This window comes from Actinomadura sp. NAK00032 (assembly GCF_013364275.1).
Classification (GTDB): Bacteria; Actinomycetota; Actinomycetes; order Streptosporangiales; family Streptosporangiaceae; genus Spirillospora.
In genome coordinates, this window is sequence record NZ_CP054932.1 from 8,557,650 (window position 1) to 8,569,886 (window position 12,237).

The window sequence follows — 12,237 nt, forward strand, 5'->3', positions numbered from 1 at the left end:
TCGTCCAGCCGTTCCAGGGGCGCGTTCACCACGCGGGTGACCGCCTTGCCCGTCTTACCAGGGGCAGCCATCACATCCCCTTCGACGGGACGAACTGGAAGTACAGCGTGGAGATCAGGAAGTTCTCCAGGAACAGCAGCATGAACGTGATGACGACGGTCTGGTTGACCGCGTCGCCGACGCCCTTGGGCCCGCCCTTGGCATTCAGCCCCTTATAGGCGGCGACCAGGCCGGCGGTAATGCCGAACACGAATGCCTTGAACTCGGCTTGCAGCAGGTCTGGCAGTTGCGCGATCGCGTTGAAGGACGCCAGGTAGGCGCCGGGCGTGCCGCCCTGCAGCATGACGTTGAAGAAGTAGCCGCCCATCAGGCCGACCACCGACACCAGGCCGTTCAGGAACAGCGCGACGAACGCGCAGGCGAACATCCGCGGGACCACCAGGCGGTGCAGGGGATTGATCCCCAGCACCTCCATGGCGTCGATCTCCTCACGGATCTTCCGCGACCCGATGTCGGCGCACATCGCCGACCCGGCGGCGCCCGCGACCAGCAGTGAGGTGACCAGCGGGCTGGCCTCCCGGACGATCGCGACGACCGCGGTCGCGCCGGTGTAGGACTGCGCGCCGAGCTGCCGGATCAATCCGCCGACCTGCAACGACAGCACGCCGCCGAACGGGATGGCGACCAGCATGGTGGGGACGACGGTGACGCTGACGATGAACCAGGCCTGCTGGATGAACTCGCGCCACTGGAACGGCCACTGGAACGTCGCACGCGCGGTGTCAAGGCACAGGGCGAAGAACCGCCCGGGCTCCTTGACGACCACGTTGGCCGCGCCGTCCCCGATCTTGCGGAACGTCACCGACGAACCGCCGCCGCTCTTCCCCTCTCGCCGGCCCGCGCCGATCTCCGGCTGTTGAGGAGTGGACATCAGTACCCTGCACCACCTGCATGACGTCCAGGCGGCGGGTTACCCGGGAACTGGCCGCCGGGGCCGGCGGGGCCACCGGGCGGCGGGCCGGGCGGCGGACCGCCGGGGCCGCCCGCGGCGGGGGCGCCGACGGGCGTCATGGACGCCACGTACCGCGGCCACTCCTCCACCCAGTTGCGGCCGAGGTCGTCGATGAAGGAGCCGGGCGGCGGCGTGACGCCGTGCGCGGCGCACCACGCGCCGGGCGCGTGCATGCCGGCGCGCAGCAACCCGTTGCTCGCCATCTGCTGCGGCGGGATGGGCGGCAGCTTGCCCGAGTCGAGTCCCATCTTGGCCTCGGCCTCCAGCTCGGAGGCGTCCTTCTCCTCCGACATGCCGATCGGGCCGACCTTGCTGGCGTTGAGGAACTGCCGGACGACCGGCTCCTCGCTGGACAGCAGCATCTCCCGGGGGCCGAACATGGCGAGGTTGCGCTGGTACAGCAGCCCGATGTTGTCCGGGACGGTACGGGCCGTGTTGATGTCGTGGGTGACGATGAGGAACGTCGCGCCGATCTGCGCGTTCAGGTCGATGAACACCTGGTTCAGGAACGCGGTGCGGACCGGGTCGAGGCCGGAGTCCGGCTCGTCCACCAGGAGGATCTCGGGGTCCAGCACGAGCGCGCGGGCGAGGCCGGCGCGCTTTTTCATACCGCCGGAGATCTCGCCGGGCAGCTTGTGCTCGGCGCCGAGGAGGCCGACCATCTCCATCTTCTCGAGGACGATGCGCTTGACCTCGGACTCGGACTTCTTGGTGTGCTCGCGCAGCGGGAAGGCGATGTTGTCGAACAGGTTCATCGAGCCGAACAGCGCGCCGTCCTGGAACAGGACGCCGAACAGCTTGCGGGTCTCGTAGAGCTGGGACTCGGGCAGGTAGGGCAGGTCCCTGTCGCCGATCCAGATGTGCCCGCGGTCGGGCTTGAGCAGCCCGACGAGGGACTTCAGGAACACCGACTTGCCGGTACCGGACGGGCCCAGAAGAACGGAGATCTCACCTGCGGGAATGGTCAGCGACACGTCCTGCCAGATCACCTGGCGGCCAAAGGACTTGGTCAGGCCCTCGACTCTGATCTCGACGCCCACTCGTCACCTTTCGTCCAGGCCGGGGGGAAATCCCGAACCAATGAGCGAGTAGCACTCAGGCTCTTGCTGTCGTCACACGGCGTGTCCGCCGTGTTGCTACCGTCCGGTAGCCGCGCCGGGTTCCACTACGGTAGCGGGCCGCCGTCCAAATGGAAGGGGTTCCGGTCCAGATCAGCGGCTAAATGCGACGTCGTAAGACAATCGTTACTTACGGCGCCTATGAGACTAGTGGTCCAAGAACCAGCGCCTCAAGCCCGCGGGTTCCGGCCGGCCGCGGACCGCCGGCACCCGCCGACCCGGACGGCGGGGACGCGGACCACCTGGTGTGACCACAGTGTCGAAACGGGACGGTACGCCGCCCGCCGACGGCCGCACAACCCGTCGCGGCACACGCTTTTGGCCGGGCCTTTATCACTCCCGTACAGGAAACCGGCACCCGCTCGCGCACCTCGGAACAGCGCGTTCCCCCGCTAACGCGAAGGAGGCGGCCACCCCGAGTGGGGTGACCGCCTCCTTGGGAGAGCAGTCGAGCCGCGAGGCTCGCAGGCTCCGGAGCCGTCCTTACTTGACGGTGACCGTGGCGCCGGCCTTCTCCAGGGCCTCCTTGGCCTTGTCGGCGGTCTCCTTGTTGACCTTCTCCAGCAGCGGCTTCGGCGCGCCGTCGACCAGGTCCTTGGCCTCCTTGAGGCCGAGGCTCGTCAGGGTGCGAACCTCCTTGATGACCTGGATCTTCTTGTCGCCGGCGCCCTCGAGGATGACGTCGAACTCGTCCTGGACGGCGGCCTCCTCGCCGCCGGCGGCGGGGGCGCCCGGGGCGGCGGCCACGGCCGCGACCGGCGCGGCGGCCTTGACGTCGAAGACGTCCTCGAACTGCTTCACGAACTCGGAGAGCTCGAGAAGGGTCATCTCCTTGAAAGCGTCGAGCAGCTCGTCGGTGCTGAGCTTCGCCATGATGTTTCCTCCGCTATGGCTTGAAATCTCGGGTGATACGGGAACCGCGGGTGCGCCTACTCGGCGGCGGGTGCCTCGGCTGCGGCCTCGGCGGGCGCCTCGGCGGCACCGGCCTCGGCGGTCTCGCCGGCGGCCTCGCGCTTGGCGCGCAGCGCCTCGGCGAGCTGGGCCGCCTGCGTGGGCAGCGCGTTGAACAGCGCGGCGGCGTTCGCCATCGAGCCCTTCATCGCACCGGCCAGCTTGGCGAGGAGAACCTCGCGGGACTCGAGGTCCGCCAGCTTGGTGATCTCGGCCGCGTCCATCGACTGACCGTCGATGAAGCCGCCCTTGATCACCAGCATCGGGTTCGCCTTGGCGAAGTCGCGCAGGCCCTTGGCGGCCTCGACCACGTCGCCGCGCACGAACGCGATGGCCGACGGGCCTTCGAGCAGCTCGCGGAACTGCTCGTCGACACCGGCCTCGTTCGCGGCGCGCTTGGTCAGCGTGTTCTTCACCACGCGGAACCGCGCGTTCTCGCCGAGGTTGTCGCGCAGCTCCTTGACCTGCGCGACGCTAAGCCCGCGGTACTCGGTCAGCACGGCGCCGCTGGAGCTCTCGAACTCGCCCTTGAGCTCGGCGATCGCCGCGTCCTTGTGGGCCTTGGCCATAGCCCTCCTTCCGATTACCTGGGTGGTCCGATCCGCGCCCGTCCGCCCTTGCGGGAGGGGGCGCCGATCCACCAAAAAACGCCCCGGCGCAGGCGCACGGGGCGTCCAGGCACGGCACGGAGGCCATGCGGAAGCTCTCGTCTCACCTACGCAGGCCGCCCGACGGAGTCGGGTCCTTCGGTCACCCCACGGACATGAGGTGACGACCGGCGGTCTTCGGCATCGGACAGAATACGTTGCTCCCTGCCTAAGGCCAAATCCGAGGCCGGACGGCGAAGGGACCGCGCCCCGGTGCGGGGTCGCGGTCCCTCGGTCGTGCGGTCGGTGCCGCGGGGTCAGGCGCGCGGCATTCCGGTGCCGAGCTTGCCCATCAGCTCACTGAAGTCGGTGACCTGGCTCGCCGGCGGCTCGTCGATCTGCACCGGCTTGCCGAACTCGCGGTAGCTCGTCGTCACGGTCATGGTGCCCTGCGCGCCCTGGGCGGTCTTCATGATCATCTGGCGCGGCAGCTGCTGGCCGTCCACCCAGAGGTCGAAGTGCATGTTCTGCATGCCCACCTGGGCGAGCGTCTTGCGGTACGCCTCCTGCTGCTCCGGAGGCAGCTTGGCGATCGCGTCCTCCATCCGGTAGGTGCCGGTGTAGTGCGTCGTCTTGACGCCGCCGACCGTCTCCTCGCCGACCTCGCGCGCGTCCTTGGACGCGGTCAGCATCTTGGTGTTCTGCACCGGGTCCATCTGGCGGGACTGCTGGAGCATCTGGTCGAGGTTCATGCCGGACTGCTTGCTCAGCTCGTCCAGGGAGACCTTGATCCAGGGCTTGCTCGCCCCGCCGGGCAGCTGCGAGAGCGCCGGCATCTTCATGTACATGGCGCCGCCCACGAGGCGCTGCTCCATGCCGCCCATCGACTTGCCGGCGACGGTCATGTTCTGGAAGTTCATGCTGTAGGCGATGTCGGGCTTCGTGCGGTACTGCATGGTGCCGTCCATCGTCATGTCGCCCTGGCTCGTGCCGGCCATCTGCATCGACATGTCGGCCTTGAACGAGTTGATGTCGCCGGTCTTCTCCGCGGCCTTGCCGAGCACCTGCGCGGCCGTCAGCTTGATGTTCTTGCCGGCCTCGTCCACCTTGTTGCCGGCGTCCCCGAGGCAGCCGGTCAGCGAGAGGGCGAGGCCGGTGGCCAGCGCCGTGCCGGCGGCGAAACGACGGATCATCGTGGGGGTTCTCCTTCTGCGTCTGGTGGCCCGGGCGCACGGGCCGGACACTGGGTCAGACGCTGGAGCAGCCCTCGCGGTTCATTCCGCCGCCTCGGCCGGCTCGGTGCGAACGCGCTCAGTTCCCGCCGAGGAGGGAGCCGAGCGACAGCTGACCCACCTGGTCCGACGGCGGCGGGTTCACCGTGAACGTCTTACCGTAGTCGCTGTACAGGACGGTGACGGAGGCGGTGTCGCCGCCCTCGCCGTTCGCCTTGGAGACGATCTTGCGCGGCAGGTTGTCGCCGTCCGTCCACAGGTCGAAGTTGATCTTGCCGTTGGCGCGGTCCTTCGGCAGCCACTTGCTGACCTTCTCGCGCGCCTGGGCGTCGAGGCGGTTCAGCGCGTCGTCGATGGTGACCGTGCCGGCGTAGTGCGTCGTCTTCACGCCGTCGATGCTCTCGGTGCCGACGCGGCGGGCGTCCTTGGAACCGGTGAACATCTTCGTCTGCTCGGCCGGGTCGACCTTCTGCACCTGGTCGACCAGGTTCCGCACGTCGAAGCCGGTCTGCTGCGACACCTGGTTCACGTCGACCCGCAGCCACGGCTTGCCGCCGCTGACGAAGCGGGCGAGCTGCGGGACCTTCGCGTAGAGCACGTCGTCCTTGAAGACCGCCTGGCCCTTGGCGCCCGGCAGGGTCTGCCCGTTGCGGCTGACCTCGTCCAGCTTCGCGCTGAACTGCAGCGAGGGACGCAGCTGGAACTGGCCGTCGGCGTGAAGCTTGCCGGACTCGTCGCCGGTGCCGGTCACGGTGAGGTCGGCCTTGAAGGCGTCGGCCTTCGCGGTCTTCTGAGACGTCTTGAGCAGCGCCTGCCCGGCACTGAGCTTCATGTTGTCCGTGTTCGCCGACCCGTCCCCGTTGCATCCGGACAGGACGAGTGCGGCACCCACGGCGGTACCGCCGGCAGCCACCACGAGTCGTCGGTTCATGAGGTTTTAGCCTCCCTTGTCGTCCTCCTGGTGTTCCCAGTGTCGCGGGATGCCAACGCCGCGGGCATCCCCCGGTGGTACGAACGGGTCACCCCGCGGTACGACCAACGGCGTAGCCCGCGCTCACGCGCCAGGGGGCCGGAAGGCGGGCTCGGAGAGCCGGGAGGGTCAGCGGTAGGAGCCGAAGGACATCGTGCCGTCGAGCGCGGCGCCGGGCGCCTGCGCGGCCAGCCTGATCGTCGTCGGCCGGGCGCTGCTGTCGGCCCACAGGTCGATCCCGCAGCCGGTGGAGTCGGGGAGGACGGGCCGGAGCAGGGCCGCGGCGTCCTGCGGCAGCAGCGCGTACACGCTGCTCATCAGGGCCTGCGCGGCGAAGCGGGTGCGCCCGGAGGCGTCCGGCTCGCTCGCGGTCGTCCCGGGCAGCGTCCCGATCATGAAGGTGAACTGCCGGGGGTCGGACCCGTTCTGCAGCTCGCTCAACTGGGCCGCGCTGAGCGTGGACTGCGTCCACTTCGCGCCGTCGAAGCCCTTGAGCACGTTCCCGCTCACGATCACCTTCTGGGTGATCTTGCTGGCCTCGCCGTCCAGCACCGTCTTGGTGACGCCGGTGGCGCTCATCGCGAACTTCGGCCAGAGGGTGAACGAGGCCGTCTCGACCGCGTGCTTGTAGTCGCCGCCCTCGCCGAGCGCCACCTTCATCTCCGTCTTGCGGGTGAAGGAGTGCAGGCTGGGGCCGGGCTGGGGCGGAGCCGTGGGCAGGCCGTGCGGGACGGCGCCGTTCCCGGAGGCGGGGGCGCCCGGAGCGGGCGACCTGCCCGCGCCGGTCTTCGGCGGCGCGGTCGCGCCCGGGGACACGGTGCCGGACGCGGCGCCGTTCGGGTTGGTCTGGTCCTGCCGGGCCATGACGGCCGCCGGGGGCATCGAACCGGCGTCCTTCGCCGAGTCCCCGCCGACCTTGACGACCATGAGGACGGCCGTGGGCACGACGGCGACGGCCACGACGGCGGAGATGGCGATGGCCCGGTCGGTGCGACGCTTCACGAGCCCAATTCAACACCAGGTTCCTCGCGGGTAACAAAGCGATCGGGAATCGGATTGTCCGGTTCCGGACTGCGATCTATGTATCCGTCGTCCTCAGTGGTAATGGGGTCACGGAGTGCCACGGAACGCCACGGGACGTCCCCGGTTCCGGCACCGGGGACGCCCCTGCCCCGCCTCGGTTTCAGCGGGCCGCGCCTCGGTTTCAGCGGGCCGCGCGGCGCGCCCGGGTCGCCTCCTCGTCGACGGCGAGGGTGTCGTCGCCGGGGTCGCCGGTGAAGACGACGCCGTAGACGTCCTCGGCCGCCGCGCGGGAGATGTAGCCCTCCAGGTAGTCGTGCAGCACCCGGTCCGGTTCGCGCTCGATGGGCGGGCCGTAGCCGCCGCCCCCGCCGTGCTCCCCGTAGAGCCGCTCGCCCGGCCGCAGTTCGAGCTGGGCCATCGGCTCGGTGCGGGTGCGCGTCCCGTCCGTCCCGATCAGGTACGCCACGCCGACGCTGCCGTCCCCGCCGCCGCGCGCGCCCCGCGCGGGACGCTCGTGCCCGTCGATGTTGAACGCCGCCGTCATCGGCGCCTCCCGGGGGCCGAACTCCACGGTGGTCGACACCGCGCCGCGCCGCCGTCCGGCACCGCCGCTGTCGGTCGCGATGCGCAGGTAGCGGAACATCACCGGGTACTTCAGCTCGTTCAGCTCGATGCTGTCGCGGTACACCAAACCGGCGCCGCACGGCGCGTTGTAGGTCACCCAGCCGTCGGTGCGCGGCGTCGCGGGCCCGCCGTTCGTGCCCACGATCAGCTGGTTGATGTAGCCGCCGCCGGTACGCGGGTCCTGCCCGGCGACCACCGAGAACCCCGCGCCGGTGACCGCGCCGCCCTGCGCCAGGCCGTAGCCGTCGCCCAGCTCGGAGAACGCGTGCTGGGTGATGTTGATGATCCGGTCGGCGAGGTTGGTGGTCGCCATCGAGCAGCACGTTGGGTGCAGCGGGATGCCCACCACGCAGTTCTCCCGCAGCTGGACGCCGATGCGGCGGAACGTCCCGGAGTTGACCGGCACCCCGGACCCGACCACGTTCAGCACGCCGGTGATCGCGTTGTTGATCGCGCACGCCTCGGACTGGTTGATGCCCGCGGGCACGCAGTCGATGTTGTCGCGCAGGTCCACCTCGATCGTCTCCGCCGCCGGGTCGACCGTCACCTTGATCTTCACCGGGACGCCCTCGGTAAGCGGCCCGAACGGGTCGTGCGCCCCTTCGCCCTCCACCGTCGCGGCGGGCAGCTTGGCGATCGCCGCGCGCATCCGCCGCTCGGAGTAGTCCAGCCACTCGCCGACGAACTGCCGCAGCGTGTCCACCCCGTACCGGGCGGCGGCCTCCTTCAGCCGCCGCTCGGCGATCCGGGCCGCGCCGAGCATCGCCAGGTAGTCGCCGTACCACTGGTCGGGGACGCGGATCCGGCGGCGGCACATCCGGATGACGTCGTCGATGTCGGTGTGGTCACGCTGGATCTGCGTCATGGAGAAGCACAGCGCGCCCTCCTCGTAGATGTCCTTCGCCAGCGGGTGGTACGTCGAGGGGATGCTGTTGCCGGTGTCGGCCTGGTGCGCCTTGGCGGCGGCCGTGAACACGTGCTCGCCGTCGATGAACACCGGCACGAGGATCGTGTGGTCGGCGTGGTGGGTGTTGCCGATGTACGGGTCGTTGTCCAGGAAGGCGTCGCCCTCGGCGAAGTCCGGATGCATGCGGCGCATCGCCGCGGTCTGCAGGTGCGTCCCGAAGACGTGCACGGGCAGCGCCTCCGCGCTGGACAGCAGCTGGTCGTCGGCCGTGACGATCGCGCAGGAGAAGTCCCGCGCCACCGACATCACCGTGGACCGCCCGGTGCGCAGCAGCGTGTTGGTCATCTCGCGGACGATCGCGTCGAACCGGTTGGCCAGCACCGCCAGCAGCGCCGGATCCATGGTGCTCGTGGCCCCGCTCATCTCGCGTCCACCTCCATCAGGTAGTTGCCGTCCCCGGTCACCGTCACCGTCCACTCGGGCTGGACGACCAGGGTGCTCGTCCGGTCGGCGATGATCGCCGGGCCGGGGACCGCGGTCCCGGCGGGCAGCTCGGGACCGGTGTGGATCGGCGTGGTCACGAGGCCGCGCCCCGGGAAGTACGCCTCGGTGCTCGCGCCGGGGGCGCCGCTCGCGGCCGCGCCGCCGGCGGCCGCCATCCGGGGGCGGCGGTCGTCGCCGACCGGGGCGGTCAGCCGCAGCCGCCAGGTCAGCGTCTCCACCGTCTGCCCCGGCTCCGCCACCGCGAAGATCCGCTCGTGCTCGGCGTCGAAGGCCGCCGACAGCGCCTTCACGTCGGCCGCCGAGTCGAACCGGGCGGACGGGACGGCCAGCTCGATGTCCCACACCTGGAAGGCGTAGCGGGCCTCCACGAACAGCTCGCGCCGGGTGCCGGAGATCCCGCGCTCGGCGAGCCGCGCCGCGAACGCGTCCGCGCGGGCGTTCAGCTCGTCGAGCGTCGCGTTGACCCTGGCCCGGTCGAACGCGGCCGTCGTGGTCGGGCAGCTGCCGGTGAACTCGGCGACGATGTCGGAGTACTGGCCGCCGACCGCCGACAGGGCGCCCGCCGTACGCGGGATCAGCACCCGGCCGCAGCCCAGCTCGGCCACGATCCGGCCGATCGTGAGCCCGGCCGCGCCGCCGCCCGCGACGAACACGCTCTCCCTCGGGTCGAGGCCCTCGTTCACCGTGATGTCGCCGATCGCGCCCACCATGACCTCGGACGCGACGGCCAGCACGGCGTCCGCGGCCTGGTGCGCGTCCAGGCCGAGGCGCTCGCCCAGCTCCCCGATCACCCTGCGGGCGGCCGCCGCGTCCAGCGTCATCCGGCCGCCGAGGAAGTGCTCCGGGCTGAGGTAGCCGAGCACCACGGCGGCGTCGGTGACCGTGGGCCGCGTCCCGCCGCGCCCGTAGCAGGCCGGGCCGGGCCGCGCCCCCGCCGACTGCGGCCCGACCCGCAGCAGCCCGCCGTCGTCCACCCAGGCGATCGAGCCGCCGCCCGCGCCGACGCTGCGCACGTCCACCGACGACGTCGCCACCAGGTGCCCGAGGAACCGCTCCCCGAGCCAGGTCTCCCGGGTGAAGTTGATCGCGCCGTCGCGGACGAGGCTGACGTCGAAGCTGGTGCCGCCCATGTCGCACACCACCGCGTCGCGCGCCGCGAGCTCCGCCGCCGCGTAGTTCTTCCCCGCGACCGGCGCGAGCGCCGGCCCCGACTTCACCGAGAAGATCGGCCGCTCGGCCAGGTCGGGGACGTGCATGATGCCGCCGTAGGACGTCGCGGCCACCAGCTCGCCGGTGAAGCCCGCCGCCGCGAGGTCGTCGGCGACCGCGGCGAGGTGCGCGCCCATCAGCGGCTTCAGCGACGCGTCCAGCGCGGTCGCCGAGGCCCGCCGGTACTCCCGCACGACCGGGTTGAGCCGGTGCGACAGCGTGTACGGGACGTCCGGCAGCTCCTCAGCCAGGATCTCCGCGACCCGCAGCTCGTGCGCCGGGTTCGCCACCGACCACAGCAGGCACACCGCGACCGCCTCGACGCCGCGCTCGGCCAGGCCGCGCGCGATCCGCCGGACCGCCGCCTCGTCCAGCGGCGCCACCACGCCGCCCTCGGCGTCGATCCGCTCCGGCACCTCGAACGTCAGCCTGCGCGGCACGTACGGCTCGGGGTAGGGGACGTCGAGGTCGAACGGGTTGGACTTGCCGCCCTCGCGCAGCACCAGCACGTCCGGGAAGCCCTCGGTGGTCAGCAGCGCCGTCTTCGCGGTCGTCCGCTCCAGGACGGCGTTGGTCGCGCGGGTCGTGCTGTAGACGAACAGGTCGGTGCCGGCGAGCACGTCCGGCACGGCGACGCCGAGGCCGGACGCGGCGTTCTCCAGCGCGTCGCGGACTCCGGTGAACGCTCGCTCAGGGGTGGTCGGCGCCTTGCCGATGAGCAGCTCGCCGTCCGCGCCGACCACGACGACATCGGTGAACGTCCCGCCGACGTCCACGGTGATTCGGTAACCCATCCACTCTCCCGAGGGCCTGGATTGAATGATGATTCAGATGGTGAATGTATATTCGGGTCTCTCGCCAGGTCAATCCCCTGTCCGGGGTCTACGCTGAGGTCGGGGACTGCTATCGTCCTGAACCATGATTCAGGCAGCCACCCGGCGGGCGCTGATCGACGCCGCGCGGCAGGTGTTCGTCGCCAAGGGCTACACGGCCGGGCGCATCGCCGACGTCACCGCGGCGGCGGGCGTGTCCGTCGGCACCTTCTACACGCACTTCGGCGGCAAGCGCGAGCTGCTCGACGCCCTGCTCGGCGAGCTGGCGGCGGAGATGTTCGACGCGCCCGACGGCGACCGTCCCGTCGAGGAGCACCTGCGGCTGCTCAACCGGCGCTACCTCGGCGCCTTCGCCGACGACGCCGCGCTCTGGTACGCGGTCGAGCGCGCCGCGCTCACCAGCGACGAGGTCGCCGGCACCCTCGCCGCCCACCGCGAGCGGCAGGTGCTGCGGATCGCCGGGCTGATCCGGGACCGGGCGGGCCGCGGCCTGCTGCCCCTGCCCGACGACCCCGAGTTCACCGCGTTCTCACTGGTCGCCATGACGGAGGAGCTGGCCTACATCTGGTTCGTGTACGAGTCCGCACCCGACCTCGACGACGCCGCCCGCCACCTCTCCGTCCTGTGGTGCCGCCTACTGGGAGCGGGCCGGTGACCCGGCAGGCGAGGCGCGCGCGCGGCGCACTGCTCCGGGCGGGCCGGAAGGTGTTCGAGGACAAGGGCTACTACGGCGCCCGCGTCGCCGACGTCGCGGCCGAGGCCGGGATGGCGGTCGGCAGCTTCTACACCTACTTCGACTCGAAGGAGGCCCTCTTCCGCGAGGTGCTCATCGAGGTGGAGGACGAGGTGTACGGGGAGCTCTCCCCCGCCGGCCCCCAGCCGGAGGATCCGCGCGCGCGCATCCACCAGACCAACCTGCTCTACTTCACCGCGTTCCAGCGCAACGTCGGCTTCTGGCGCGCCGTAGAGGAGTCGGCGCTCACCAATCCCGACGCCCGCCGCGTCCTGGCCGAACGCCGCCGCTACTACCGGGGCCGCACCCGCCGCGCGCTCGCCCGCTGGCAGGACCGCGGCCTGATCGGCGACGACCTCGACCTCGACTTCGCCGCCGCGGCGCTCGGCGCCATGACCGAGCGCTGCGCCTACCTGTGGTTCATCTTCGGCGACCCCGTCGCCCCGGACGAGGCCGCCACCAAAATCACCGACCTGTGGCTGACCACGCTCGGCCTACCCGGCTAACCAGCTCCGTTGACTTGCGGCGAGTTGT

The 12,237-nt window shown here is 70.9% G+C and carries 11 protein-coding genes; 2 read left to right on the forward strand and 9 right to left on the reverse strand.

Annotated features, from left to right (window positions below; all coding sequences use genetic code 11):
• Positions 1-70: 70 nt before the first annotated feature.
• The 9 genes from HUT06_RS39315 to HUT06_RS39355 all read right to left on the reverse strand — a co-directional run bounded on the left by HUT06_RS39315 (position 71) and on the right by HUT06_RS39355 (position 10,931).
• A complete protein-coding gene (locus HUT06_RS39315; protein ID WP_254715622.1) occupies positions 71-931 on the reverse strand; it encodes an ABC transporter permease in 861 nt (286 codons plus the stop codon).
• Positions 931-2,052 (reverse strand): ABC transporter ATP-binding protein, encoded by a 1,122-nt coding sequence (locus tag HUT06_RS39320; RefSeq protein ID WP_254715623.1) that lies wholly within the window; start codon positions 2,050-2,052, stop codon positions 931-933. Before HUT06_RS39320 ends, HUT06_RS39315 begins: the two co-directional genes overlap by 1 nt.
• Before the next feature lie 561 nt (positions 2,053-2,613).
• Complete coding sequence (gene rplL, locus HUT06_RS39325; RefSeq protein WP_176200345.1) at positions 2,614-3,003, reverse strand: 50S ribosomal protein L7/L12; 390 nt, start codon at positions 3,001-3,003, stop codon at positions 2,614-2,616.
• A gap of 56 nt (positions 3,004-3,059) precedes the next feature.
• Positions 3,060-3,650, reverse strand: a complete 591-nt coding sequence (gene rplJ / locus HUT06_RS39330) for a 50S ribosomal protein L10 (RefSeq protein ID WP_176200346.1) — start codon at positions 3,648-3,650, stop codon at positions 3,060-3,062.
• 335 nt (positions 3,651-3,985) lie between these two features.
• Entirely contained in the window at positions 3,986-4,861 is an 876-nt protein-coding gene (locus tag HUT06_RS39335; protein ID WP_176200347.1) for a DUF6612 family protein, read from the reverse strand.
• A gap of 118 nt (positions 4,862-4,979) precedes the next feature.
• Positions 4,980-5,831, reverse strand: a complete 852-nt coding sequence (locus HUT06_RS39340; RefSeq protein ID WP_254715624.1) for an LppX_LprAFG lipoprotein — start codon at positions 5,829-5,831, stop codon at positions 4,980-4,982.
• 168 nt (positions 5,832-5,999) lie between these two features.
• A complete protein-coding gene (locus HUT06_RS39345; RefSeq protein ID WP_176200348.1) occupies positions 6,000-6,872 on the reverse strand; it encodes a hypothetical protein in 873 nt (290 codons plus the stop codon).
• Between the two features lie 202 nt (positions 6,873-7,074).
• Entirely contained in the window at positions 7,075-8,847 is a 1,773-nt protein-coding gene (locus HUT06_RS39350) for a hydantoinase B/oxoprolinase family protein (RefSeq protein ID WP_217711624.1), read from the reverse strand.
• On the reverse strand, positions 8,844-10,931 hold the full coding sequence (locus tag HUT06_RS39355) for a hydantoinase/oxoprolinase family protein (RefSeq protein WP_176200349.1): 2,088 nt from the start codon (positions 10,929-10,931) through the stop codon (positions 8,844-8,846). The genes HUT06_RS39350 and HUT06_RS39355 overlap by 4 nt, the downstream gene beginning before the upstream one ends.
• A gap of 124 nt (positions 10,932-11,055) precedes the next feature.
• Between HUT06_RS39355 and HUT06_RS39360 the strand changes: the two genes are divergently transcribed.
• Together HUT06_RS39360 and HUT06_RS39365 are read left to right on the forward strand one after the other, a co-directional pair.
• Positions 11,056-11,625, forward strand: coding sequence for a TetR/AcrR family transcriptional regulator (locus HUT06_RS39360; RefSeq protein WP_176200350.1), 570 nt, complete (start codon positions 11,056-11,058; stop codon positions 11,623-11,625).
• A complete protein-coding gene (locus HUT06_RS39365) occupies positions 11,622-12,209 on the forward strand; it encodes a TetR/AcrR family transcriptional regulator (RefSeq protein ID WP_176200351.1) in 588 nt (195 codons plus the stop codon). Before HUT06_RS39360 ends, HUT06_RS39365 begins: the two co-directional genes overlap by 4 nt.
• The last annotated feature ends 28 nt before the right edge of the window (positions 12,210-12,237 follow it).